Here is a 24,788-nt window from a genome sequence, read left to right as displayed (position 1 = left end):
TGCGGTGGATCAGGAAGCGGTGGATCGGGCGAGGGCCTGCAGCCGGCGGTCGACGAAGTCGAGCCGGTCCTGGCCCCAGAACGGCTCGCCGTCGACGACATAGGTCGGCGTGCCGAAGATGCCCAGGCGCTCGGCCTCGGCCAGGTTGGCGTGCCACTGCGCCTCGACGTCGGCCGGCGCCGGGTCGCGCACCAGGGCGACGGCGGCCTCGCCGGCCGTGGCCAGCGCGATCCGCCGCAGCGTGTCGACATCGGCGATGTCGCGCTCCTCGGCCCACAGCGCGCGCTGGACGCCGAAGGAGAACGCCGGCGCGTCCAGGCCGGCCTGCTGGAGGGCGATCACGGCCTTGGCGGCGATCTCGATGGTGCGGCAGGGATAGAAGCGCGGCGCCAGGTTCAGCGGGATGCCCAGGTGCTCGCGCCAGCGCGCCAGTTCCAGCGCGTGGTAGTCCTGCCGGGGCGCCAGGCGGGTGCGCAGCGGGATGCCGCCATTGGCCTCGATGATGCGGATCGGGCGCAGCGACAGGGTCGCGCCATGGCGCTCGGCGATCGCCTGGGCGCGTCGGGCGCCGAAGTAGGCCCAGGGGCTGGAGATGCCATAGAAGACCTGCAGGGTCGGGTGGGAGCTCATGATGTTTCCTGTTCTCGGAGTGGCGGCGGCACCGGGTCGTCGAGCCGCTCGGCCTCGGTCCATTCGTCGCCCAGCAGCTCGGGCACGTCGTAGTCGGCGAAGCGCCGCACGAACTCGTCCCGGTCCTCGACGAACAGGCTGCCGACGATGCCCTGCGCCAGCCGTCGCGCGCCGTCGCTGATGGAGGGGATGCCGCTGGTCAGCTTGCCGTGCGTGGCCACGGCGGCATGGTTGAAGGCGTGGATGCGGTCGAGGAACGGACTGGCCTGCGGCGACTTCGGTTGCAGCTCGAAGGCCGCGCCCAGCACCGGGTTGGACGCGCTGGCATCGGCGGCCCCGGCGGCCGGGGCATCGCGGACGTCGCGCCAGAGCAGGAGCTGCGGCGCGATCGCGCTCAGCTCCGGGCGACGCATCGCGTCGACCACGAAGCCGGTGGCGAAGACGACGAAGTCGAAGCCGGCCTCGCCCCGGGGGGTGCGCACGCGCACCGTGTCGCCGGCCTCGGTCATGGCCTGGATCGGGCAGCCGAAATGGAAGCGCGCGTGCGGATGCCGCGAGACCCGCAGCACGCTGGCGCGCGGCGCCGGCAGCTGCGCCGCCTGGTCGAGCCGCAGCAGCCGCGCCCGCGTCTCCAGCGGCAGGTCGCGAAAGCCATGCGCCGTGCCCCGGCTGCCGACGCCGCTGAACTTGTCGACGCGCGGCATCGCCGGGCGGCGCACCAGGATGTCGACCGAGGCGGCGCCGGCCTCCAGCGCGTGGGCCGCGTTGTCCATGGCCGATGCGCCGGCGCCGACCACGGCGATGCGCCGGCCCCGGAGCCGGGCGACATCGAGCGGGGCCGAGGAATGGGCCCAGAAGCGCGGGTCCACCGAGCGCGCCACGTCCGGCACGAGCGGCCCGCCCAGGCCGTCGAGGCCGGTGGCGAGGACCACGCGGCGCGCCAGGACCGGCTCGGCCCCGGCATCGGTGTGGACCTCGATCAGGCCATCGGCGCGCGGCCGCACCTGACGCACCGACACGCCATTGCGCACCGGCAGGTCGAGCACGCGGCGATACCAGACCAGGTACTCCATCCAGGTCTCGCGCGGGATGCGTTCGAGCGCGTCCCAGGCCGCCGCGCCGAACCGGGCCACATACCAGGCGCGCGGCGTCAGCGACGGCACGCCCAATGCCGGGCCCGTGGCCTCCTTGGGCGTGCGCAGCGTGTTCATGCGGGCGAAGGTGACCCACGGGCCCTCCCGGCCGGCCGGCGCGCGGTCGAGGATCTCGACATCGGCGATGCCCAGGAAGCGGAGGGCGGCGGCACCGCACAGGCCCGACAGGCCGGCGCCGACGACGACGACATCGCGCACGCCGGCGCGCGGCGTCAGCCAGGCCCGGGCGGGCAGGCCGAGCAGGTCGAGTTCCCCGGCGAGGCGGGCTTCGAGTTCGCGCAGGCTCATGAGCGGGTCCCGTCCTTCGCTTCGGCGGCCCGGCCGGCCCGCGTCGCGCGCGTGGCGCCGCTCGCGCCCATCACGTCGTCCCGGGCGGCGGGCATCTGCACGCAGGAGGGGATCGCCTCGCGGATCACCGCCGCGACGTGGGAGATCAGTTCGCGCAGGTGAGCCGGCAATTCGAAGCCGCCGCGCGTGATCACGCCATAGCGGAACGGCAGGGCGACATCGAGCGGGCGCTGGACCAGCCCGTGCATCGGCGCCCCGGTGATCGACAGCGGCTCGATCAGCGCGATGCCCAGCCCGGCCCGCACCGATGCCATCGCGCTCAGCGAGGTGTTGGTGTCCAGCGGGGTCCGGCGCGACAGGCCGGCGCCCTGCAGGGCCTCGTCGACGTGGCGGCGTTGGCGATAGGGGTTGGCCGTGGTGATGAGCCGGCGGCCGTCCAGCGCCTTCAGCGGCAGCACCGCATGGGCCGCCAGCGGGTCCTCCTCGCGCAGGACGGCCACGCAGTCGACCTCGATCGCCCAGTGCACCTGCAGGCCGGCCCCGCGCACCGGCAGGCTGCAGAAGCCGAGATCGCTCAGGCGGCCGCGCACCTGGGCGGCGACTTCCTCGCCCCCCAGGGCGCGCAGGTTGATGGGAGTGGCCTCGACATCGGGCAGGCGGGCGATGGCCAGCGGCAGCAGGCCGGCGGCGAAGGCGGGGATCGAGGCGATGTCGAGCGAGGCGTGGGCGCCGACGCGGATGGCATCGGCGAGCGCGCCCAGTCGTTCCAGGCCGGCCAGGTGACGCTCGACCTCGACGTGGAACAGCCGCCCGCGCTCGGTCGGCACGACGCCGCGTCCCTCGCGGTCGAACAGGGCGAAGCCGAGCCGGGCCTCCAGGTCCTGGATCTGCCGCGTGACCACCGACTGCGCCCGGCCGAGCGCCTGGGCCGCCGCCGTGATGCCGCCATGCGTCATCACGGCCGAGAAGGCACCGATTTGGTTGAGATCGAAGGCGTAACACATGCTGAAGATGGATGAATCGTCGTTTCGCATCGACTATACGCATATGTCGTGCCAGGCGCACGCTGGTGATTGGTGCAGGGCGAAAGCCCGTCGGAGGCGAAGCTCCTGCCACCCCGGACGTGCGGATTGGAAAATTTTTCCCCTCATCGACCGGATGCGGCCGAGGTTGGAAAGCCATTTGCGCGAACGACCTCCTAGAGTGATCCGTTCACCGACACGACAGGGAGGAAAGAGCGATGAGAACGACGACGACCGGACCGGGGAGGGCGGGCGATCCCGTCGTCGAGGTCCATCACGACGCGGCCACCGGCACCGCGACCTACCTGGTGAGCGATCCGGCGACGCGCCGCTGCGCGCTCGTCGACAGCGTGCTGGGCTTCGACGCGGGTTCCGGCCGCACCACGACCGGCGCCGCCGACCGCTGGATCGACCGCATCCTGGGCCGGGGCCTGGTGCTGGAATGGATCCTCGAGACGCACGTGCACGCGGACCACCTGTCGGCCGCGCACTACCTGAAGTCGCGGCTCGGTGGCCGGATCTGCGCCGGCGCGCACGTGGCGGCGGTGCGGGAGAACTTCGCCGCCGTCTTCGACGACCCCGGGCGAGCGGCATCGGGCGAGGGCCGCTTCGACCATCTGTTCGCCGATGGCGACGAATTCCGCATCGGCGGCGTGCCGGTCCGCGTCATGCACACCCCCGGTCACACGCCGGCCTGCGTCAGCTATGTGGTGGGCGAGGGCGGGACCGACGTCTTCGTCGGCGACACGCTGTTCGCGCCCGAGGTCGGCACGGCGCGCTGCGACTTCCCGGGTGGCGATGCGCGGGTGCTGTTCCATTCCATCCAGCGCCTGCTGGCCCTGCCCGACGCGACGCGGCTGCACCTGTGCCACGACTATCCGGCGCGCGGCGAGGCGCCCCGCCTGGCCAGCACGGTCGCGCGGCAGCGCGCCCTCAACATCCACGTGCGCGAGGGCACCGATGTCGAGACCTTCGTGGCGTTGCGGCGCGCGCGCGATGCCACGCTGTCCGCGCCATCGCTGCTGTTCCCGGCGCTGCAGGTGAACCTGCGGGCCGGGCAGCTGCCGGTGGCGGAGGCGAATGGCGTGAGCTACCTCCGGATTCCGCTCAACCGTTTCTGAGGGCCGGCTCGGCGGGCCACTGGGCCAGGCCGCCGACCAGGCTCCAGGCCTGGGGGTGGCCCAGCCGGCGCAGCGCGCGGGCGGCGCGGGCGCTGCGCTGGCCCGAGCGGCAGAAGAAGACCACCGGCCGCATCGGCGCCTGGCCGAGCCATTCCGGGAAGGCATCGGCCAGGGTCGACAGGCTGGCCGCCTGGAACTGCACGCGGTCGTCGAGAGCGGGGCGCGCGCCCAGGCGCTGCTCGTAGGACTCGCGCACGTCCACCACCATCGCTCCGGCGAAGCGGCCCAGCAGCGCCGCCAGGCCGGCCGCGTCGAGCTCGACGCCCGGGGTGGCGGGCGCGCCGGCGCTGGCGCTCCGCTCGGCCCGCAGGGTGGTGGCGAAGCGGTCGGCATCGTCGCGCGCCGGCAGCAGCAGGGTGTCGGGGTCGACGGCCCCGCCCAGCCGGGCGGGGGACGCGGTTCCGATGAAGATCGCGCGCGGCCGGTCGTCCTGGCGCAGGGCATAGGCCCGGGTGGCGTCCAGCGCCAGGCGCAACAGCGTCCGGCGACCCAGGGCCAACGACTCGGCGCCTCGTGGCCAGCCGCCCGCCTCGACGGGGCCGGGCACCCCCAGGGTCTGGCGCAGGAGGCGGGCGGCCGGGGTCTCCAGCGTGGTGCACAGCACCGCCGCCACCTGCAGGCCGCGCGCGGCCACCCACTGGGCGATGCGATCCGCCAGGCCCGTCGTCGGGTCGACCACCACGCAGCGGCCGCTGCCGGCATCGGCCAGCAACCAGCAGTTCGCGCCATCCTCGTGCAGCCGCAGCAGGCCGTCGGCGGGCAGCGCCTGCCGGGGCTGCGGGCCGTTCAGGCCGCTGGCGCGCAGCGCGGCGCCGCAGGCCCGGATGCGCTCGCAGGCCTGCTCGACGACCGCCTCCTCCTCGGCCGGGCCGAAGGACAGGCGCACGGCCGAGGCGCACCGCCACGTCGGCAGGCCCATCGCGGCCAGCACCTCGCTGGGCAGCGCCCGCGCCGCGCCGCAGGCCGAACCGCCGCTGACCCGCACGCCGGCGGCGTCGAAGACATCCAGCAGCAGGCGCGCCTCGAGGCCCGGCACCGAGAAGTTCAGCGTGGTGGGCAGGCACAGTGCCGGCGGCGCGTTGAACACCAGCCCGGGGAAGGCATCCTGCAGCGCCGTCGCCAGCCGGTCCCGGTAGCCGGCCAATGTCGCGGCGCTGCGGAAGCTGTGGCCGTCGTCCAGGGCCGCGAGCACCGCGCCCAGGCCGGCGATGCCAGCCATGTTCTCGGTGCCCGAGCGCAGGCCGCCCTCCTGGCCGCCACCGGCCATCAACGGCGTGAAGGGCGCGCCCTCGCGCACGTAGAGCAGGCCGATGCCCTTGGGCGCGTAGAGCTTGTGGCCGGAGAAGCACGCATAGTCGATGCGGCGCGAGGCCAGGTCCAGCGCCATCTTGCCCAGGGCCTGCACGCCATCCACCAGCCACAGGGCCGGACTGCCCTGGAGCGCCGCCTCGATGCCGTCGAGGTCGCTGACGACGCCGGTCTCGTTGTTGGCGGCCATGGTGCAGACCAGGGCGGCGTGCGGCGCCTGGCGACGCAGCCAGTCCAGGTCGTGGCGGCCGTCGCGGTCGACCGGGATCGCCAGCACCTCCAGGTCCAGGCCGAGCAGGGCGTTCCAGTGCCGGAGCGCTTCGGGCACGGCCTTGTGCTCCGTGGCGCCATGGAGCAGGCAGGGCGGCCGGGACGCCGTCGCGTGGCGCTCGCGGATGGCGCGCAGCGCGGACAGCACGGCGGTCTGGATGCCTTCGGTGGCGCCGCTGACGAACAGCATCCGGCCGGTCGTGGCGCCCAGGGTCGCGCGCGCGAGTTCCCGGGTCCGGTCCACGATGGCCCGGGCGCGCAGGCCCGTGCCATGGATGCTGCTGGGATTGCCATAGTGCTCCTGCATGGCGTGGAGGGCGGCCGCCCGGGCCGGGGCGAGCACCGGCGTGGTCGCGTTCGCGTCGAGATAGATGTCCATGGAGGAAGCGTCCTGGAGAAACGGAGGGAAGCCGGAAATTCTGCGGCGCGGCTCGCACAAAGGGCTTGCGATCTTGCTCACGCCGTGCCCGAAGACCGCAACCGGTTCGCGCCGCCGACGCGATCGGGAGCAAATCTTTCTCAAGCTGTCTGGGCGCGGCATAGAATCCGCCCGCCTGGCGCACGGGGCGCCAGCCAGCCCGGTCCATCTCATGCGCAACATCGACACCATCGACCGCCGGATCCTGGAGGTCCTGCAGGCCGACGCCAGCGCTTCGCTCCAGCAGGTCAGCGAAGCCGTCAATCTGTCGACCACGCCCTGCTGGCGCCGCATCCAGCGGCTCGAGAGCGAGGGCATCATCCGCAAGCGGGTCGCGCTGCTGGATGCCGACAAGCTCAATGTCGGCGTCACCGTGTTCGTGTCGATCCGCACCAACGAGCACAACGAGGAGTGGCTGCGGCGGCTGTCCTCGGTGGTCGAGCAGATCCCGCAGATCGTCGAGTTCTACCGGATGAGCGGGGACGTCGACTACCTGCTGCGCATCGTGGTCCCCGACATCAAGGCCTACGACGCCGTCTACAAGCGGCTGATCCGCGAGATCGACCTGTCCGACGTCAGTTCGAGCTTCGCGATGGAACAGATCAAGTTCACGACCGCGCTGCCGCTCGAGTACGCCTGAGCGACCCCGGCGGGGTCGCCCGGCGGCGGCATGTCAGCCGGAGATGCGGCTGGCCAGGCGCACCGCTTCGGCCAGTTCGGTCAGCTCGTCGGTGTGCTGGACCGCGAGCCGCGCCAGCTTCTTGCGCCCGGCCGGCAACAGGTGCACCTCGACCTGCCGGCGATCGACCGTGCTGGCCCTGCGCTCGACCAGCCCAGCCTCCTCGCAGCGCGAGACCAGCGCCACCACGCCATGCGGCTGCGCCTGCAGCCGCTCCGCGATCTCCCCGATGCTGGCCCACTGACGGCCCGCGAAGCCCTGCGTGTGCAGCATCAGCTGGTACTGCAGCACCGTGATGCCTTCGACGCGCGCCGCGTCCTCGCTGAACCGCAGGAAGCTCCGCAGCCGGAAGCGGAACTCCGACAACGCCTCGAAACGCTCCTTCTCGATGGCACTCTGACTTGGGGACATGACGGGCCTCTGTTGATCGGGAAATGTAGCACCGGCCCGTTGCGGTCCGACACGCGCCGCGCAGGGTAAATACTCATAACGTGACATAAAACATGTCATAGCATGATGTATTCGGAAACGTCGCGGATCGGCGTCTCCATCGGCGTCCGACGGTTCCGATCGCAGCTCCCCCGCGGTCGCCGTCCGGTCGGTTCATCCCCTCCGTCCCACCCCTGCCATCCATGAAACCCAAGAGCCAGAAGGACTTCGTGTCCGGCCTCATGTTCACCTGCGTCGGATTGGCGTTCGCCATCGGCGCGACCCATTACAACGTCGGCACCGGCGCCCGCATGGGCCCCGGCTACTTCCCGCTCATGATCGGCATCCTGCTGTCGGTCGGTGGCGGCATCGTCATGCTGGGCTCGCTGTCGTCCGGAGCCGCCGATGGCGACCCGATCGGCCGCATCGCCTGGAAGCCGCTCGGCCTGATCATCGGCGCCAACCTGGTCTTCGGCCTCCTGCTGGGCGGCCTGCCGACGCTGGGCCTGCCGGCGCTGGGACTGATCGCGGCGATCTACGCGCTCGTCGTCATCGCGAGCCTCGCGGGCACGCGCTTCTCGATCAAGAACGCGCTGGTGCTGGCGACCATCCTCGCGATCGGCAGCTATCTCACCTTCATCATCGGTCTGAGCCTGCAGTTCCAGGTCTGGCCCACCTTCATCTCCGGCTGAGGCGCACGACATGGACCTGATCAACAACCTCAGCCTCGGTTTCGAGGCCGCCTTCACGCTGCAGAACCTGATGTACGCCTTCGTGGGCTGCCTGCTGGGCACGCTCATCGGCGTGCTGCCCGGCATCGGCCCGGTCGCCACCATCGCGATGCTGCTGCCGGCCACCTACGCCTTGCCGCCGGTCGCCGCGCTGATCATGCTGGCGGGCATCTACTACGGCTCGCAATACGGCGGTTCCACCACCGCCATCCTGGTCAACCTGCCGGGCGAGTCGTCCTCGGTGGTGACCGTGATCGACGGCCACCAGATGGCGCGGCAGGGGCGGGGCGGACCGGCGCTGGCCGCCGCCGGCCTGGGCTCGTTCTTCGCCGGCTGCGTCGGCACGCTGATCCTGGCGGGCTTCGCGCCGGCGCTGACCGAGGTCGCCTTCAAGTTCGGCCCGGCCGAGTACTTCTCGCTGATGGTGCTGGGCCTGATCGGCGCGGTGGTGCTGGCCTCGGGCTCGCTGATCAAGGCGATCTGCATGATCATGCTGGGCCTGCTGCTCGGCCTGGTGGGCACCGACGTCAACTCGGGCGTCGCGCGCTTCAGCTTCGACATCCCCGAACTCACCGACGGCATCAGCTTCATCGCCATCGCGATGGGCATCTTCGGCTATGGCGAGATCATCGCCAACCTGGCCCAGGACGAGGGCGAGCGCGAGGTCTTCACGGCCAAGCTGCACGGCCTCATGCCGACGCGCGAGGATTTCCGCAACATGTTCCCGGCGGTGCTGCGCGGCACGGCGCTGGGCTGCTCGCTGGGCATCCTGCCGGGCGGCGGCTCGCTGCTGTCGGCCTTCGCCTCCTACACGCTCGAGAAGAAGATCAAGCTGCGCTCCGGCGAGGTCGCCTTCGGCAAGGGCAACATCCGCGGCGTCGCGGGGCCGGAGGCGGCCAACAACGCCGGCGCGCAGACCTCCTTCATCCCGCTGCTGACGCTGGGCATCCCCGGCAACGCCGTGATGGCGCTGATGGTGGGCGCCATGACGATCCACAACATCCAGCCGGGTCCGCAGGTCATGACCAGCAATCCCGAGCTGTTCTGGGGCCTGATCGCCTCGATGTGGATCGGCAACCTGATGCTGGTGATCCTGAACCTGCCGCTGATCGGCATCTGGATCAAGCTGCTGTCTGTGCCCTATCGCTGGCTGTTCCCGGCCATCGTGCTGTTCTGCGCCATCGGCGTCTACTCGACCAACAACAACACCTTCGACGTCTGGATGGTCGGCCTCTTCGGCGTCGTCGGCTATGCCTTCCTGAAGCTGGGCTGCGAGCCGGCGCCGCTGCTGCTCGGACTGATCCTGGGACCGATGATGGAGGAGAACCTGCGGCGCGCGCTGCTGCTGTCGCGCGGCGACTGGAGCGTGCTCGTGACGCGGCCGATCTCCGCCAGCCTGCTGGTGGGCGCGGCGGTGCTGCTGGCCATCGTCCTGCTGCCCTCCGTGCGCTCCAAGCGCGAGGAGGCCTTCGTCGAGGACTGACCGGCCGGACCCGGCAAGCAGGGTCCGGTGGCGCCAGCGAGCCCAGGGCGGCATCGCCATCGGCTTGGCACGCCGATTGCCGGGCAAGGACATGGCCGCGCGACGGGACATCGAGTCCGACCCCCCCCCGCGGCCTCTTCCATCCACCGGAGAGGCTCATGCCGGCATCGACTTCCGAAGCGCGCCCCGAGGGCATCGTGCTGCGTCGCGGGACCCACGCGCTCGTGGTCGTGGTCGTGACGACGCGATCGTGCGCCGCCGGCCCGATGGCCGCGAGCCGGGCACATCCCCACGCCGGAGCGCACCTCGTCCCGACGACGGCTCGCTCATGCCATGCCCACCGCGAGACCTGCGCGGATGCCCCCCGCCCCCGGCGCCCGCCGCCCCCTGGCGATGGCAGTTCCTGCGGCAAGTCCTGCCATCGGCGCCGGGCCGTACCGCCATGCCGGGTGCCGGACGTCGACCCCGAATCCCCCACCCAGAAGGAATCCACCCCATGAATGCGCTCACCCGCCGGCTCAGCCCGGACGCCATCACCATGATCCGCCTCGACCACACGCATGTCGTGGCGACCTTCCACCAGTACCGCGGCTACAGCGCGCCGATGGTCAAGAAAGGCCTGGTCCTGACGGTCTGCACCGCCCTCGAGGTGCACGCCCAGCTGGAGGAGGAGATCTTCTATCCGGCGGTGCGCGCCGTGACCGGGAACGAGGCGCTCAGGAAGAGCGTGCCCGAGCACGACGAGATGCGCCGCCTGATCGCCCGGCTGCGCGAGATGGATCCGACCGACCCGGCCTACGACGACACCTTCTTCGAACTCCTGCGCGACGTGCTGCACCACGTGGCCGACGAGGAGACCATCGTGCTGCCGGAGGCCGAGCGCCTGCTGGCCGACCGGCTCGACGAACTGGGCGCGGCGATGACGCGGCGCCGGCTCCAGCTGGTGGTGCCGCGCACCGGCGAGATCGCCCTGAATCTCGCGCGCGCCATGCCCAAGGCCACCGTGACGGCCGGCGTGATGCTGCTGTCGGGCGCCGCGCTGGCGGCCTGGTACGGCCACCAGAAGTCGCAGCGCTTGTCCTGAGGCGCGCAGGCTGACGCGGCCCGGCGCGTAGGCGGCCCGCCGCGTTCAGCCGAAGTGGCAGGACACGGTGCCGGCGGCGGGAGCGGCCGGCCGGCGCGCACGTCCTGGGCATCGGGGCCGCGCGTGGCACGTGCGTGCGGTGCCTTCCCGCTCTCCGAGGCGGCGCGGGCGCCGGGTCGCCGCCGGGCGATCTGCTCCAATCGGCGGATGCGATCCCCACGTCCTCCGAGCGTTTCCCATGGCTAACTTCCTGTCCGAGCGCGGCGTGCGGCTCGGCCGCGTGGTGCCGGCGACCTGCGTGCTGGTGCTGCTGCACTTCGGCCAGGATTTCCTGCAGCCGCTGGCCATCGCCAGCATGCTGGCGCTGGTGGTCGCGCCGCTGGTGCGCCGGCTCTCGCGCAGCGGCCTCGGCGCCACGGCTTCGACGCTGGTGTCGGTGGCGCTGGTGGCGGCCTGTGTGGTGTGGATGAGCGCGGTGCTGACGATCCAGCTAGTCTCGGTGGCGGGCGACCTGCCGCGCTACCGCGCCGCCATCGAGGCCAAGGTCGAATCGGTGCGGGAGCGGACGGTGCGGCCGTTCGAGCGCCTGGACGAGCAGCTCCGGGGCGCCCTGCCGACGACGGAGGTCGGCCGCGACCGCGCCGGCGCCCCGGCGCGGTCGTCGGCGCGGCAGTCCCGCGCCAACCAGGCGGCGGTCGCCACCCCGGCGCCGGCGCCAGCGCCGGCGCCGCCCCAGGCGCCATCGACCAGCGACCTGGTCTCGAAGCTGCTGTCGGCGCTGGTCGGTCCCATCGCGGAGGTCGGCATCGTCTTCGTGCTGCTGGTGTTCATCCTGCTCGAGCGCGAGTCGCTCGGCGACCGCTTCATCCGGCTGGTGGGAGAGTCCCGGCTGGGGACCACCGTGCAGGCGCTCAACGACACGGCGCAGGGCGTCTCGCGCTTCTTCCTGGCCCAGGCGACCGTCAATGCCGCCTTCGGCGTCGTCGTCGCCGCCGGGCTGTGGCTGATCGGCATCCCGCACGCGGCGCTGTGGGGGGCGATCGGCGGCGTGCTGCGATTCGTGCCCTATGTGGGCGTGCTCGGCGCGGCGGCGCTGATCGCGCTGTTCAGCGCGGCGGTGGATCCGGGCTGGACGCTGGTGTTCGCGAGCCTGGGCCTGTTCCTGGCGCTGGAGCTGCTGGTCGCGCACGTGATCGAGCCGCAGGTCTATGGGCACAGCACCGGGCTGGCGCCGCTCGCGGTGATCGTCTCGGCGCTGTTCTGGGGCGCCCTGTGGGGCCCGGTGGGGCTGCTGCTGTCGACGCCCCTGACGCTCTGCCTGGTGGTGGTCGGGCGGCATGTCGCGGCGCTGGAGCCACTGACCATCCTGCTGACCGAGTCGCCCGGCCTCAATGCCGGCCAGCGCTTCTACCAGCGCGCCCTGGGCGGCAGCACCGCCACCATCATCCAGGATGCGCGCGCCTTCCTGCGCCGCGACAGCTTCGCGCGCTATTGCGATCAGACGCTGCTGCCGGGCCTGGCGCTCGGCCTGGCGGACTTCCGCTCGGGTCGCATCGACGGCCAGCAACTCGCCCGCATCCAGACCCAGGTCGTGCGCCTGGCGGAATCCTTCGCGACGACGAAGCTGGGCTGGCGCGCGCGGCGGCGCGCCTCGATCGTCCTGACCGACGCGCACGTCGGCACCCGCCTGCGCGAGATGCGGGAAGCGCGCCTGGGCCGCTGGCAGGGCAAGCTCGACGTGCCGAGCGGCTCGATCGCGCTGTGCGTCAGCTCGGGTTCCGATCGCGACGAACTGCTGACCGAGCTGCTGGTCCGGGCCCTCAACGACGCCGCCATCGACGCGCGCAGCGTGTCGATGGGCGAGCCGCCGGATCGCTCCGCCGACGACAAGGCGCAGCTGGTCGGCACGGTCTTCGTCACCTATCCACCGCAGGACGCATTCGCCGCGTGGGTCGCGCTGACCACCGAGTTCCGCGCCGCGCTGCCGCATGCCGTGCTGGCCACGATCCGGCTGCCGCTCGATCACGCGCTGGCGTCGCAGGAGGAGGTGGCCGCGCAGGTCGACCTGGTGCTGCATTCGTATGCCGAGGCCGAGACCTTCATGCTGGAGGGCGAGAAGGCGGCCTGAGCGATCCCGCGCGTCCGGCGCCTCAGCGCGGGCCGCGCAGCGCCGTCGCGAGCGTCCGGGCATTGGCGTCGAACAGCCTGAGGTAGGTGTCGGCCGCCGTGCCCGGGCGCGACAGCGCATCGGAATACAGGCGCCCGCCGACGTGGACGCCGCCCTCGCGCGCGATGCGCTCGATCAGGCGCGGATCGGAGATGTTCTCGATGAACACGGCACGCACCCTCTCGCCGCGGATCTGGTCGATCAGCCGCGCCACCGCCGCGGCCGAGGCCTCGCCGTCGGTGCTCGTGCCCTGCGGCGCCAGGAACTCGATGCCATAGGCGGCGCCGAAGTAGCCGAAGGCATCGTGCGAGGTGATCACGCGGCGCTGCGCCGGCGCGATGGCATCGAAGCGGGCGCGCACCTCGCGGTCGAGATTGCGCAGGCGTGCGGTGTAGTCGGCGGCGCGCGCCTCGAACACGGCGGCGCGCTCCGGCCGCGCGCGCGCCAGGGCATCGCGCAGGTTGGCGACATAGCGCTGCGCCAGGGCCAGGTCCTGCCAGGCATGCGGGTCCGGTCCCGCGCCCAGCAGGCGCGGCGCGATGCCGGCGCTGGCCACCTGCACCGGACCGCGATAGCCGGAGGCGGCGACCAGCCGCTCCAGCCAGCCCTCGAAGCCCAGGCCGTTGACCACCACCAGGTCGGCGCCGGCGAGGCGGCGCACATCGGCCGGGCGCGGCTCGAACACGTGGGCATCGGCATCGGGGCCGACCAGGGCCGTCACCTCGACGGCATCGCCGCCGACCTCGCGCGCCATGTCGGCCAGGATCGAGAAGCTGGCCACGACCCGCAGCGGATGTCCGGCCACCGGCTGCGACCAGCCGGGAGCGGCGGCGAGCATCAGCAGCGCGGCCAGCGAGGAGCGACGCGAGGGATTCATTTCAGGCCTTTCATGGGGGAGCGCCGCCACCGGCGCCACAGGAGACCGTCGCGCTTGCCGGCGACGACGGAGAGCAGGTAGGCGCCGCCGGCCACCAGCACGATGGCGGGGCCGGACGGCCATTGGGCGTGGTAGGACAGCAGCAGGCCGACGAAGCCGGAGACGGCGGCGATGGCGCCGGCCACCAGCGCCAGGCTCCAGACCTCGGCGGCCCAGAAGCGCGCCGCCGTCGCCGGCAGCATCATCAGGCCGACCGCCATCAGGGTGCCCAGCGCCTGGAATCCGGCCACCAGGTTGGCGACGGTCAGCACCAGGAAGACGCCATGCACCAGGGGGCCGTGCCCGCCGACGCCGCGCAGGAAGCCGGGATCCAGGCACTCGGCCACCAGCGGGCGGTGGATCAGCGCCAGCACGACCAGCGTGATGCTGGCCACGCCCGCCACCAGCCGCAGCGCCGCGTCGTCGACCGCCAGGATGCTGCCGAACAGCAGGTGCATGAGATCGACGCTGCTGCCATGCACCGACACCAGCAGCACGCCCAGCGCCAGGGCGATCAGGTAGAAGGCGGCGAAGCTCGCGTCCTCGCGCTGCGAGGTGGCGCGCGTCACCCAGCCGGCCGCCAGCGCGACCGCCAGCGCCGCCGCGAAGCCGCCCAGGCTCATCGCCGGCAGCGAGAGCCCGGCCAGCAGGAAGCCGACCGCCGCGCCCGGCAGCAGGGCATGGCCCATGGCGTCGCCCACCAGGCTCATGCGGCGCAGCACCAGCAGGGTGCCCATGGGCGCGCTGCCCAGGCTCAGGGCCAGGGTCGAGACCAGCGCGCGACGCATGAAGCCATAGTCCGCGAAGGGCTGGAACAGCAGCTCCGACGGCGTCATGCCGAGGCCTCCATGCGCGCCGGTGCCGGATCGTCCCAGCTCTCGGCGCTGCGGCGCGCGCGCAGCAGGTGGTCGGCGCGCAGGACCTCGGCGGTCGGACCCCAGGCGATGCCGCGCCGCGCCAGCAGCAGCGTGCGCTCGAAATGCGTGCGCACCTGTTCGATGTCGTGCAGCACGGCGACGATGGTGCGGCCCTGGCCATGCCAGCGGCCGATGAGGGCCAGCAGGTCGGCCGTGGTGCGGGCGTCGATCGCGTTGAAGGGCTCGTCCAGCAGGATCACCGGCGCGTCCTGCAGCAGCAGGCGCGCGAACAGCACGCGCTGGAACTGCCCCGCCGACAGCTCCGCGATGCCCCGGCGCTCGAAGCCCGCGAGGCCGACCATCGCCAGGGTGTCGACGACCGCGCGGCGTCGTGCCGCGTCGAGGCCGCCGAAGGCGCCGACGCGGTGCCAGTGGCCGATCGCCACCAGGTCGAAGACCCGGATCGGAAAGCCGCGGTCGATCTCCGCCTGCTGCGGCAGGCAGGCGACGCGCCGGTCCGGCGCGGCGTCGAACTCGACGCTGCCGCCGGCGAGTGGCACGCGGCCCGAGATGGCCGCCAGCAGGCTGCTCTTGCCGGCGCCGTTCGGCCCGACGATGGCGGTCAGCGAGCCCGGCGCGAACACGCCCGACAGGTCCTGCACCGCCGGCCGGTCGCGATAGGCGACCGTGAGTTCGCGCAGCCGGATCGCGCCGGGCCGGCACGGCGCGGCCATCGCATCGGTGGCCATCAGGCCAGCGCCCAATCGACGGCCACCCAGAGCAGCGCCACCAGGAGCAGCGCGCCCAGCACCCGCGTCCCGGCCGCCGCCCCCAGCAGGGTGCGCAGGCCCTCGGCGCGCCTCATGCTCCGGCCGCTCCGGCCTGCGCGAGGGCGGCGCCGACCACGCAGTTGCGCAGGCCGTCGAGCAGCAGCGCGCGCGGCAGGTCGCGGCCGATGAAGACGATCCTCGACTCGCGCGCCTCGTCCGCCGCCCAGGGCGCGCCCGTCTCGGCGCCCATCAGCATGTGGACGCCCTGGAACACCACCCGGCGCCGCTCGCCCGCGACATGGAGCACGCCCTTGTAGCGCATCATCCGGGCGCCATGCGCCTGCACCATGGCGCCCAGGAAGTCCTCCAGGCGGTCGAGGTCCAAGGGCCGCTGCTCGCGGAACACGAACGAGGTGACCTCGTCGTCGTGCGCGTGGCTGACATCGCCGAGGAAGTCCGGCTCGATCTCCAGGATGGCGTCGAGGTCGAAGCCATGGATGTCGAGCAGGTCGTCGATCGCCGCGACGCCGTGGCGGACCTCGGCGATGCGGGCGCGCGGATTGATGCGCGCCAGGCGCTGGCGCAGGGCCGCCAGCGCGGCGGCATCGACCAGGTCGGTCTTGGAGATCAGCAGGCGGTCGGCGAAGCCGACCTGCTCCTGCGCCTCGTGGTTGGCATCGAGCTGGTCTGGCGCGTGGCGGGCGTCGACCAGGGTCACGATGGCATCGAGCCGGTAGCGCGCGGCGACCCGGTCGTCGACGAAGAAGGTCTGCGCCACCGGCGCCGGATCGGCCAGGCCGGTGGTCTCGATGATCACGCGGTCGAAGCGCAGCGCGCCGGCATCGCGCCCGTCGGCCAGCTCGCCCAGGATGCGCACCAGATCCCCGCGCACCGTGCAGCAGATGCAGCCGTTGTTCATCTCGACGATCTGCTCGTCGCAGTCCTGGACCAGCAGTTCGTGGTCGATGCCGGTCTCGCCGAACTCGTTCTCGATCACCGCGACGCGCTGGCCATGCTCGCCGCGCAGGATGTGGTTGAGCAGCGTGGTCTTGCCGCTGCCCAGGAAGCCGGTGAGGATGGTGACGGGGAGCAGGGCGTGGGGCATGGGGCGGACCGGATGAGCCGCGCCGGCCGGGCCGACAGCGACTGGTTATCGATAATGATTTATCACTATCCTAGCACGCGGGCGTGTTCCGGCGGCGTGGTCGACCCGGACGCAGGACCCGCCAGGCGATCACGCAGGAGGTGGCGCACAGGCCCACGCCCAGCAGCGACATGCCGACGATCAGCGCGTGGCGCAGCCAGGGGCGCGTGGTCAGCGCCGCATAGTCGAAGGTGTGCAGCCCGTGGTAGAGGTGGCGCTGCCAGCGGCCGGATTCCTCGGCGCGCAGCAGGATGCGCCCGGCACGCGGATCGGCGTACAGCGTGGTGCCGTCCGCCCAGTCCGCGCGCCAGACCGGCAGGGGCCGGCGATGGCGCGTGCCGGCGGTGTCGGCCGGCGCGGCGGCGTAGTAGAGCGTGTCGTAGGCGTCCAGGCGCGCGAGGGCGGGCGATCCGGCGTCCGGCCGCAGCCGGCGCAGGGCCGCGGTCATGGTCGCGTCCGGCAGCATCGCCAGGGGCTCGGCATCGGCATCGGCAGCGCCGCCCGCGCCATCGGCGCGCACCAGCCATTGATCGAGCTCGTCGTCCAGCCGGTACCAGGCCTGGCCGTCGATGCGCACCAGCTCGAGTTCCCGGGGCCGCAGGCCGCGCGCCCGCGCCCGGGCCAGGATGGCGGCCGGGTCGCTGGTGGCGGCTGCGGGTGGCCCGCGCCAGCGCGCCAGTTCCGGCGCCGCCGCGCCGCGCGGGGTGAACACATCCCAGGGATTCATCGACAGCAGGCCCGAGAGGATCCAGGTCAGCGTGAAGGCGCCGGCCACCAGGCCCAGGATGTGATGCCAGCGCAGCCAGGGCTGGCGGTAGGGAATCCAGCGGCTGCGATTGAGGAACAGTTGCCACAGACCCAGCATCAGGCCGCTCGCCGCCAGCACGACGCCCGGCAGCGCCAGCGCCACCACGACCTGGTGCCACGCCTGCGGGAACCGTCGCAGCACGGTCGGGTAGATCCAGTGCGGCACGGCGCCGATCCAGTTCCAGAACCGTTCGGCGCGCCGCGTGTCGCGCACCACCTCGGCGGCATCGAGCGAGACGTACAGCACCAGCCCATCGGCGCCGTCGAGGTCGACCCTGGCCAGCGGCCGGTAGGGGTCGAGGGCCTGCGGGACCGTCCACTGGTCGCGCTCCAGGCGCTCGGCGCGCAGCGCGCGGCGGCCGCTGAAGGTCTCGGCCAGTTGCGCCGCCGCCGCCGTCGAGAGGCCGGGCCGGAGCGCCCCGGTGCGGGCGTCGACCACGTGCCAGTGGGCCGCGTCGCCGGTGCCCGGCGCGCGGCCGCGCAGCCGCCAGACCGGCTCGTCGCCGCGCAGGCCGAAGCGTGCCTCGTCGAAGGCCAGCCCGGCGCGCGCCGCCGCCGCGTCCGGCCCCAGGCAGCAGCCGGATGGCGCATCGAGCACCGGCAGCGCGCGCAGGCGCTCGTCCGGCGTCAGCTCCGGGAAGGCGACGAAATGCAGGACCAGGCCGCTGAGGAACCACATCAGGAAGAACGGCGCGAGCACGATGCCCAGCCACTTGTGGACCTCGATCAGCAGCCGTTTCGGGCGCGACGTCGCCATCGGCTCAGAACATCGCGCGTGCCATCAGCTCCACGGTGCGTGGCGCGCCCAGGAGCCAGCGCACGTTGCCGGTGCCCGAGACCGCGTAGTCGCGGTCGGTCAGGTTGCGCACCGCCAGCGTGAATGTCAGGCCGGGGTGGGGCGCATAGGCGAGCGTGGCGTCCACCAGCGTGTAGGCCGGCAGGCTCGCCGTGTTGGCGGCGTCGGACTGGCGCACGCCGACGTGGCGCAGGCCCAGGCCGGCCTGCCAGCGCGGCTGGAAGCGGTAGGCGGTCCAGAGGTTGGCCATGCGCTGCGGCACGTCCACCGGCACATTGCCGGCGCGCGGCACCAGGGTGCCGCCGACGACCTCGTTGAAGTCGTCGTAGCGGGCGCGCAGCAGCGCCGCGTTGGCATCGATGGTCCAGCCGCGCACCGGCTCGGCGGCGACGGCCAGCTCGGCGCCGGTGGAGGATTGGCGACCGACCTGCTGGACCCGCGTCGGATCGACCGGGTCGCGCGAGAGCAGGTTGTGTTTCTCGATGCGATAGACCGCCAGGGTCCATTCGCCGCGCACCGCCGGCAGCGCGCCCTTGGCGCCGGCCTCGAGCTGCCGGCCCCGGGTCAGGTCGAAGGCCGTCGATCCATTGGGCAGCGACAGCGCTCCGCTGAGCGGGTCCGTCGCGGTCGAATACTGCCCATAGAGCGACAGCGCCTCGCGCGGCGTCCAGATCGCGCCGACGCGGCCCGTGGTGGGCGAATAGGACTTGCCCAGCACGAGCCCCTGGCGCAGGTCGTCGTTGTCGAAGTCCATCCGGTCGTGGCGCAGGCCGCCGACCAGCTTCCAGCGCGGCGACAGGTCGAGCGCGTTCTCGGCGAACAGCGCGGTGGTCGCCAGGGTCGCCCGGCGGCCCGGCCGGGTGGTCTCGGGACTGACGAAGGAGCCCGGCGCGAAGTCGAACGGATCGACGCTGCTGGCGCCGCCATAGGGCGCGTTGTTGGTGTGCAGCAGCCGGGTCCGATAGGCGTCGACGCCCAGCACCAGCCGGTGGCGCAGGCCGGCGACGGCGCCATCGAGGGTGGCGTCGAAGCGGTTGCCGTCCTGGGTCTGGTCGTGCAGGATCTCCAGGTAGTCGCTGCGCGCGACCCGGGTGCCGGTGGCGTCGAAGGTGGCCGCCTCGGCATTGCGCCAGTGGCGCCCGGTCGTCAGGTGATAGGTCTCGTTGCGCAGCCGCACGCCGTCGCCCGCCTGGTACTGCACCCGGGCGCGCCACATGCGGTCGTCGTAGCGCACCACCGAATCCTCGACGTTGAAGTTGGTGCGCCGCAGGCGCGGGTCGAGCACGCCATCGCGCAGCGGCGTGCCGAAGTAGCGGGCGTCGTCGTTGCGGCCGCCATCGAGCGAGACCGTCACCTGCAGGTCGCGCGTGGGCCGCGCCGCCAGCGCGATCGACTGGTTGCGGCGGTCGTGGTCCTCGAAGCGCCGGTAGCCATCGCTCCGGCTGGCATCGAGAAAAATCGAATACGCCAGGATCTCGCCGATCGGACCGCGCAGGCCGATGCCGCCCCGTCGCGTGCCGAAGGAACCCAGGCCGACGAAGGCCTCGCGCTCGCTGCGCTCGAACAACGGCTGCCGGGTGATGTAGTTGACCGCCGCGCCGATGGCGCCATCGCCATACAGCACCGAGGCCGGACCCCGCAGCACCTCCACCGATTCCAGCGGCCAGGTCGAGAACGGATAGGTGATGGTGCCGGCCGCGGCCACCAGCCGCGTGCCGTCCACCATCTGCGCCACCGAGCCGTGGCCGGCGAAACCGCGCGCGACCAGGCTGGTGCCGCCATTGCCGGGCGAGGGCGATTCGGTCAGGCCCGGGGTGCGGATGGCGACATCCTGCGCCCGCGCGAGGCCGCGCTCGGCGATGTCCTGGCGGTCCAGGCGGCTGATGCTGGCGGGCGTCTCGCGCGGTGCCAGTCCCAGGCGCGAGCCGGTCGTGCCCGCGACGTCCAGGCCCAGCGTGCTGCCCGGCGCGACGGCGCTGTCGGTGACTTCGACGGCGGCCAGGCTGGGCGCCGGACGTGACTGCGCGCCAGCGGGCGGCGCGGCCCATGGAACGATCAATGCCATGGCCGTGGCCTGGGCCACGGCGCGCCTGCGGACGATGCGCGAAGTCAAATCTGTGCTCCTGGGAGGATCGACGGGGAAGGGAGGAACGGCACGCCTCCACGCCACGCGACGGCACGGCCGGAACGCGGGCGGAGGGCGGGCCGACGAGGCCCGATGTGGGCTTTAATGATAACGCGTTATCAATATCGAGCCATGCAAGAATGCAGGTTCCCGATCCGTCCGACCCGAACTCCCGGTCTCTTTCCATGGAACGTTTTTCCCGTCAGCGATCCGCCATCCGCACCGTGATCGATGCCGCGGGCCGGCCGCTGTCGCCCGTCGAGATCTGCGATGCCGCCCAGGCCGAGGCCCCGGGGCTGGGCATCGCCACGGTCTATCGCAACCTCAAGCAACTGGTGGAGGCCGAGGAGATCGCCGCGGTGGTGCTGCCGGGCGAGAGCCCGCGCTACGAAGCCGTGCATCACGGCCACCACCATCACTTCCAGTGCGACGACTGCAGGAAGGTGTTCGACGTGCACGACTGTCCGGGCGACCTCGACCGGCTCGCGCCGGCCGGCTTCGAGGTGGCGCGCCACGAGCTCACGCTCTACGGGCGTTGCGGCGATTGCGTCAAGGCGCGGCGCCGGGACCGGGCCGCCAGGAAGCGCTGACCGGCCGCGCGTCGCGGCGGCCTTCCGTGCGGCCGGCGCCGTGGATCACTTCGCGCGCAGGGTGCGCAGCCAGTTCGCGATCAGCACGCGCAGCGGCGGCTGCGTGGGACGTTCGACACGCTGGTCGATGCGCGCGTTGGTGCGCGCGATGTCCGGCCAGGTGCCGGGGTTCGTGCAGTTGCTCGTCATCATGAGGTCGTCTCGAAGGAGAGGTTCGGAGTTGGAAGGCGAGCACAGGGTCTGGTGACCGTCGACACGACATCGGCCTGTCTCTTGAATTGATACTTTAGGGCGACCTACGTTCATCAATTCTGGTCAAGCCGGAAAATGTAAGTCTTAAGTGTGAATTTGTTTTAATTTGTCGCCCTGCCGACGCGCTGGACCCGCGCTCGCGCCGCGGATCGCCGCCGCGAAGGCGGTCAGGATCGCCGGCCGCTCGAGGTCGTCGCGCCGCACGAACAATCCGAAGGACGGCAGCACGACGCGCGGCACGACCCGCAGGCGCCGCACGCCGCCCCGCGCGATCTCGTCGGCCGCGTGCTCGAGCCGTACCGCGCACAGCAGCGCCGGATCGAGCCGCAGCACGGTGCCGATCGTCACGGACGACTGGGCCTCGATGACCGGCACCGGCGGGGTCGCGCCGCTGTCGAGGAAGGCCGTCATGAAGGCCTGCCGCACCAGCGTGTCCTTGGGCGGGACCACCCATTGCGAGGCGCGCAGGTCGGCCCAGCGCCAGGTCCGCCCGGCGGCGTGGTCGCCATCGGTTGCGGCCAGCACGCACAGCTCGTCCTTCAGCAGCACGACCGATTCGAGTCGTGGCAACAGGTCGCTGGTCACCAGCTCCGGGGTGATGGCGCCGAAGACGCCATCGAGCTCGCCCTGGAGCAGGCGCTGGATGAGTTCGTGGACGCGCCCCTCGACCAGCTGCACGATGGCGCCGGGCCACTGCCGGCGCAGCCGGACGATGGCGGCCGGCAGCGTGGCCGTGACCGATGGCGCGCCCACGCGCAGCACCGCCGTCGCGCCGCCACGCAATGCGTCGACCTCCTCGGTCGCGCGCGCCAGCTCGTTGAGCGCCACCCGGGCGCGGAACGCCGCGCCGGCGCCCAGCGCGTTGGCCTGGATGCCCTGGTGGCCGCGCTCGAACAGCCGGGCGCCGAAGCAGGCCTCGATCTCGCCGAGCATCTTGCTGATGGCGGGCTGGCTCAGGTGCAGCCGCGCCGCCGCGCCGCGCATGGTGGCGGTCTCCGACAGCACCACCAGCAGTTCGAGGTGCCGCAGGCGCAGCGTGCGGATCAGGCGATCGGTCTTCGCGTCCATGTCGATGGGTCCCGGGCCATAGCCATTCGTGATCGTTCCCTCACGATTATCAAATTTTCAAGCATCGGCCGCAGCGCTAACGTGCCTGCCGATGAACGACAAGAATCAAGAGACGAATCCACCCGCCCGTCCCCTCGCCGACGTGCGCGTGATCGACATGGGCCAGTACATCGCCGGGCCGGGCGCGGCCATGGTGCTGGCCGAGCTGGGCGCGCGGGTGATCAAGATCGAGCCGCCGGAGGGCGACCAGGCCCGGCACATCGGCCGCTATGGCGAGTCGATGATCCGCGCCTACAGCCGGGGCAAGCAGTCGATCGCGCTGGACCTCAAGAGCGAGGCCGGGCGCGACATCGCGTGGCGCCTGATCGCCGGGAGCGACGTCGTGATCCAGAACCTGCGCCCCGGCGCCGTGGAGGCGCTCGGCCTGGGCGCGGCGGCGGTGCGGGAGCGCTTCCCGCGGATCATCCACCTGTCGATCTCGGGCTTCGGCGACCAGGGTCCGTCGAGCGGGCGGCCCGGCTACGACATCGCGGCCCAGGCCGAGAGCGGACTGATGTCCGTCACCGGCGAGCCCGACCGGCTGCCGCAGAAGGTCGGCGTGCCGATCATCGACGCCGCCGCCGCCCACCTGGGCGCCCAGGCCGTGCTGGCCGCGCTGCATGGCCGCACCCGCACCGGCGTCGGCGAGACCCTGCGCACCTCGCTGCTGGAGGTCGCCATGCACCTGCAGGCCACCACCTGGTGCGACTACCTCGGCGGCGCGCCCGAGCCGGTGCGCATCGGCGACGGCCAGCCCCACAACGCCCCGGCGGCGGAGGTGGTGCCCACGCGCGACGGCCACATCGTGCTGTCGGCCTATGCCCAGGAGCACTGGGCGCGCCTGTGCCGGGTGATGGGCCGCGAGGCCCTGGCGACCGATCCGCGCTTCGCCACCAATGCGTTGCGCGTGCGGCATCGCGAGGAACTGCGGCTCGTCCTGCGCGAGCACTTCGCCGCCTACAGCAGCGAGGAATGCGTGGCGCTGCTGAGCCGCCACCAGATCGTCGTCGGCTTCGTGCGCGGCTATGCGCAGGTGCTGGAAAGCGCGGACGTGCAGGCCAGCGGCATCCTGGTCGAGGCGGCCGATGCCGATGGCGCGGGCTACCGGTCGCTGGCATTGCCCTACCGGCTGGGCGACGCGCCGCGCGCCGCGCCCGGCGCCGCCCCGGCCTGCGGCGCCGACACCGACCGGCTGCTGGGCGAGCTGGGCCTGTCGCCCGACGAGATCGACCAGCTCCGCCGCGCCGGCGCGGTGGCCTAGCGCGATGACGACCACGGAGACCGATCCCATGACCACGACCCCGCCTTCCTCCCCGCCCACCGCCGACGACGTGGTGGTCCAGACCCTGCCGCTGTTCGAGATGATGCGGATGCGCGCGGCGACGACCGCGCGGCGCCATCCGCGCCTCGGTTTCGCGGCACCCGAGCCGGGCTCGACCCTGCGCTGGGTCAACCAGTTCACCCACACGCATCGCCGCCTGGGGCCGGACGACCGCGAGGTCGTCAGCCCCAACAACGACACCGTCTACAGCAATGCCTGGCTCGACCTGTCCGAGGGGCCGGTGGTCATCGAGTCGCCCGAGATGGGCGAACGCTACTGGACCCTGGGACTGCTGGATGCCTGGACCAACCCGTTCGCCTATGTCGGCCGGCGGACCACCGGCAACCGGCCGCAGCGCACGCTGGTGCATGGTCCCGGCTGGCGCGGCATCGTGCCGGCGGACATCACGCTGACCATCGCGGCGCCGGGCGACGACGTCTGGCTGATCGGGCGTCACCTGGTGGACGACGATGGCGACGACATCGAGCGCGTGCGCTCGACCCAGGCCGCGATGCGGCTGGTCCGGCTCGATGGCGCCGACGCGGCGATGCGCGTGGACACCGGGCTGGACGGCCGCGACGGCGGCGTGCCATCGCCACGGCGCTACCGGGCCGTGGTCGATGCCGCCCTGGCGCGCAATCCGCCCCCGGCCGGCGAACGGCTGGCCTGGCCGCCGGCCGATGCCGAACTGGCGACGGCGCTGCCGGCCGTCTACGAGCATCTGCGCGCCGCCGGCCAGCCGCACGACCTGGGCGGTGGCTGGGCCATTCCCGTCATGGTCCGCACCCACTGGGGCGACGACCACCGGACCCGGGCCCGCATCGCGCGCAACTTCATCGGCGCGCTGGGCGTGGAGGAGGCGATGTATCCGACCGCCGAGGTCGACGCCGAGGGCGCGCCGCTCGATGGCGCGCGGCGCTACGAGCTGCGCTTCGCGCCGGGACGCGGCCCGAAGGTGGGCGCCTTCTGGTCCCTCACGATGTACCGGCGCGCCGACTGCCTGCTGGTCGCCAATCCGATCCATCGCTACTCGATCGGCGACCGCACGCCGGGATTGCGCCACGATGCCGATGGCGGCCTGACCCTCCGGCTGCAGGCCGACGATCCGGGGCCGGATGCGAACTGGCTGCCGGCGCCACCGGGCGAGCCCTTCTATGTCGTGCTGCGCCTGTACCAGCCGCACGCCGACCATCTCGCGCTGCGCTTCGACTACCCGCCGATCCGGCCGGCCTAGCGGACGATGCGCCGGGAAGAAAAGA

At 72.4% G+C, this 24,788-nt stretch carries 22 protein-coding genes; 9 read left to right on the top strand and 13 right to left on the bottom strand.

Annotated features, from left to right (window positions below; genetic code table 11):
- Nucleotides 1-9: 9 nt before the first annotated feature.
- The 3 genes from AC1MLT_RS20810 to AC1MLT_RS20800 are packed head-to-tail and all read right to left on the bottom strand — an operon-like array spanning nt 10 to nt 3,076.
- Nucleotides 10-630: a DsbA family protein gene (locus AC1MLT_RS20810; protein WP_481036180.1), complete on the bottom strand. Its 621-nt coding sequence runs from the start codon at nt 628-630 to the stop codon at nt 10-12.
- Nucleotides 627-2,072, bottom strand: coding sequence for an NAD(P)-binding domain-containing protein (locus tag AC1MLT_RS20805; protein WP_481036178.1), 1,446 nt, complete (start codon nt 2,070-2,072; stop codon nt 627-629). The genes AC1MLT_RS20810 and AC1MLT_RS20805 overlap by 4 nt, the downstream gene beginning before the upstream one ends.
- Nucleotides 2,069-3,076 carry a LysR substrate-binding domain-containing protein gene (locus AC1MLT_RS20800; RefSeq protein WP_481036177.1) on the bottom strand — a complete coding sequence of 336 codons (1,008 nt, stop codon included), beginning with the start codon at nt 3,074-3,076 and terminating at the stop codon, nt 2,069-2,071. Before AC1MLT_RS20800 ends, AC1MLT_RS20805 begins: the two co-directional genes overlap by 4 nt.
- A gap of 236 nt (nt 3,077-3,312) precedes the next feature.
- Here AC1MLT_RS20800 and AC1MLT_RS20795 point away from each other — a divergent pair, with 236 nt between their 5' ends.
- Nucleotides 3,313-4,215, top strand: a complete 903-nt coding sequence (locus AC1MLT_RS20795; RefSeq protein WP_481036176.1) for an MBL fold metallo-hydrolase — start codon at nt 3,313-3,315, stop codon at nt 4,213-4,215.
- Here AC1MLT_RS20795 and AC1MLT_RS20790 read toward each other — a convergent pair.
- Complete coding sequence (locus AC1MLT_RS20790; RefSeq protein ID WP_481036174.1) at nt 4,202-6,232, bottom strand: aminotransferase class V-fold PLP-dependent enzyme; 2,031 nt, start codon at nt 6,230-6,232, stop codon at nt 4,202-4,204. The two genes, AC1MLT_RS20795 and AC1MLT_RS20790, sit on opposite strands and share 14 nt — an antisense overlap.
- 220 nt (nt 6,233-6,452) lie before the next feature.
- Here AC1MLT_RS20790 and AC1MLT_RS20785 point away from each other — a divergent pair, with 220 nt between their 5' ends.
- Nucleotides 6,453-6,911 (top strand): Lrp/AsnC family transcriptional regulator, encoded by a 459-nt coding sequence (locus tag AC1MLT_RS20785; RefSeq protein ID WP_481036426.1) that lies wholly within the window; start codon nt 6,453-6,455, stop codon nt 6,909-6,911.
- 33 nt (nt 6,912-6,944) lie between these two features.
- On the opposite strand, the gene AC1MLT_RS20780 is transcribed toward AC1MLT_RS20785, so the two are convergent.
- Nucleotides 6,945-7,361: a MarR family winged helix-turn-helix transcriptional regulator gene (locus AC1MLT_RS20780; RefSeq protein WP_481036172.1), complete on the bottom strand. Its 417-nt coding sequence runs from the start codon at nt 7,359-7,361 to the stop codon at nt 6,945-6,947.
- Nucleotides 7,362-7,582: 221 nt separating this feature from the next.
- On the opposite strand from AC1MLT_RS20780, the gene AC1MLT_RS20775 reads away from it, so the two are divergent.
- The 4 genes from AC1MLT_RS20775 to AC1MLT_RS20760 all read left to right on the top strand — a co-directional run bounded on the left by AC1MLT_RS20775 (nt 7,583) and on the right by AC1MLT_RS20760 (nt 12,805).
- Nucleotides 7,583-8,071 (top strand): tripartite tricarboxylate transporter TctB family protein, encoded by a 489-nt coding sequence (locus tag AC1MLT_RS20775; RefSeq protein ID WP_481036171.1) that lies wholly within the window; start codon nt 7,583-7,585, stop codon nt 8,069-8,071.
- 10 nt (nt 8,072-8,081) lie between these two features.
- Nucleotides 8,082-9,593, top strand: coding sequence for a tripartite tricarboxylate transporter permease (locus tag AC1MLT_RS20770; protein ID WP_481036169.1), 1,512 nt, complete (start codon nt 8,082-8,084; stop codon nt 9,591-9,593).
- A 496-nt stretch (nt 9,594-10,089) separates the two neighbouring features.
- Complete coding sequence (locus AC1MLT_RS20765) at nt 10,090-10,677, top strand: hemerythrin domain-containing protein (RefSeq protein WP_481036168.1); 588 nt, start codon at nt 10,090-10,092, stop codon at nt 10,675-10,677.
- A 238-nt stretch (nt 10,678-10,915) separates the two neighbouring features.
- On the top strand, nt 10,916-12,805 hold the full coding sequence (locus AC1MLT_RS20760; RefSeq protein WP_481036167.1) for an AI-2E family transporter: 1,890 nt from the start codon (nt 10,916-10,918) through the stop codon (nt 12,803-12,805).
- Between the two features lie 22 nt (nt 12,806-12,827).
- Here the strand turns inward: AC1MLT_RS20760 and AC1MLT_RS20755 are convergent, their stop codons facing one another.
- From AC1MLT_RS20755 to AC1MLT_RS20730, 6 genes are all read right to left on the bottom strand, one after another.
- A complete protein-coding gene (locus AC1MLT_RS20755; RefSeq protein ID WP_481036166.1) occupies nt 12,828-13,721 on the bottom strand; it encodes a metal ABC transporter substrate-binding protein in 894 nt (297 codons plus the stop codon).
- The gene (locus AC1MLT_RS20750; protein WP_481036164.1) at nt 13,718-14,596 is read right to left on the bottom strand and encodes a metal ABC transporter permease; all 879 of its coding nucleotides are present in this window, start codon (nt 14,594-14,596) and stop codon (nt 13,718-13,720) included. The genes AC1MLT_RS20755 and AC1MLT_RS20750 overlap by 4 nt, the downstream gene beginning before the upstream one ends.
- On the bottom strand, nt 14,593-15,366 hold the full coding sequence (locus AC1MLT_RS20745) for a metal ABC transporter ATP-binding protein (protein WP_481036163.1): 774 nt from the start codon (nt 15,364-15,366) through the stop codon (nt 14,593-14,595). The genes AC1MLT_RS20750 and AC1MLT_RS20745 overlap by 4 nt, the downstream gene beginning before the upstream one ends.
- Before the next feature lie 112 nt (nt 15,367-15,478).
- Complete coding sequence (locus AC1MLT_RS20740) at nt 15,479-16,492, bottom strand: CobW family GTP-binding protein (RefSeq protein ID WP_481036162.1); 1,014 nt, start codon at nt 16,490-16,492, stop codon at nt 15,479-15,481.
- 70 nt (nt 16,493-16,562) lie between these two features.
- Nucleotides 16,563-18,095: a PepSY domain-containing protein gene (locus AC1MLT_RS20735; protein ID WP_481036161.1), complete on the bottom strand. Its 1,533-nt coding sequence runs from the start codon at nt 18,093-18,095 to the stop codon at nt 16,563-16,565.
- Nucleotides 18,096-18,099: 4 nt separating this feature from the next.
- On the bottom strand, nt 18,100-20,247 hold the full coding sequence (locus AC1MLT_RS20730; protein WP_481036159.1) for a TonB-dependent receptor: 2,148 nt from the start codon (nt 20,245-20,247) through the stop codon (nt 18,100-18,102).
- A gap of 197 nt (nt 20,248-20,444) precedes the next feature.
- Here AC1MLT_RS20730 and AC1MLT_RS20725 point away from each other — a divergent pair, with 197 nt between their 5' ends.
- Nucleotides 20,445-20,849, top strand: a complete 405-nt coding sequence (locus AC1MLT_RS20725) for a Fur family transcriptional regulator (protein ID WP_481036158.1) — start codon at nt 20,445-20,447, stop codon at nt 20,847-20,849.
- A 45-nt stretch (nt 20,850-20,894) separates the two neighbouring features.
- Here AC1MLT_RS20725 and AC1MLT_RS20720 read toward each other — a convergent pair whose 3' ends face one another.
- Both AC1MLT_RS20720 and AC1MLT_RS20715 read right to left on the bottom strand, forming a co-directional pair.
- Nucleotides 20,895-21,041, bottom strand: coding sequence for a hypothetical protein (locus AC1MLT_RS20720; RefSeq protein ID WP_481036156.1), 147 nt, complete (start codon nt 21,039-21,041; stop codon nt 20,895-20,897).
- A gap of 144 nt (nt 21,042-21,185) precedes the next feature.
- On the bottom strand, nt 21,186-22,169 hold the full coding sequence (locus tag AC1MLT_RS20715) for a LysR family transcriptional regulator (protein WP_481036155.1): 984 nt from the start codon (nt 22,167-22,169) through the stop codon (nt 21,186-21,188).
- 91 nt (nt 22,170-22,260) lie between these two features.
- On the opposite strand from AC1MLT_RS20715, the gene AC1MLT_RS20710 reads away from it, so the two are divergent.
- Nucleotides 22,261-23,469: a CaiB/BaiF CoA transferase family protein gene (locus tag AC1MLT_RS20710; RefSeq protein WP_481036154.1), complete on the top strand. Its 1,209-nt coding sequence runs from the start codon at nt 22,261-22,263 to the stop codon at nt 23,467-23,469.
- A 28-nt stretch (nt 23,470-23,497) separates the two neighbouring features.
- Nucleotides 23,498-24,763 carry a DUF1254 domain-containing protein gene (locus AC1MLT_RS20705; protein WP_481036153.1) on the top strand — a complete coding sequence of 422 codons (1,266 nt, stop codon included), beginning with the start codon at nt 23,498-23,500 and terminating at the stop codon, nt 24,761-24,763.
- The last annotated feature ends 25 nt before the right edge of the window (nt 24,764-24,788 follow it).

This window comes from Variovorax sp. PEI5, from assembly GCF_056679935.1.
This window is presented reverse-complemented; position numbering and strand designations above follow the sequence as displayed.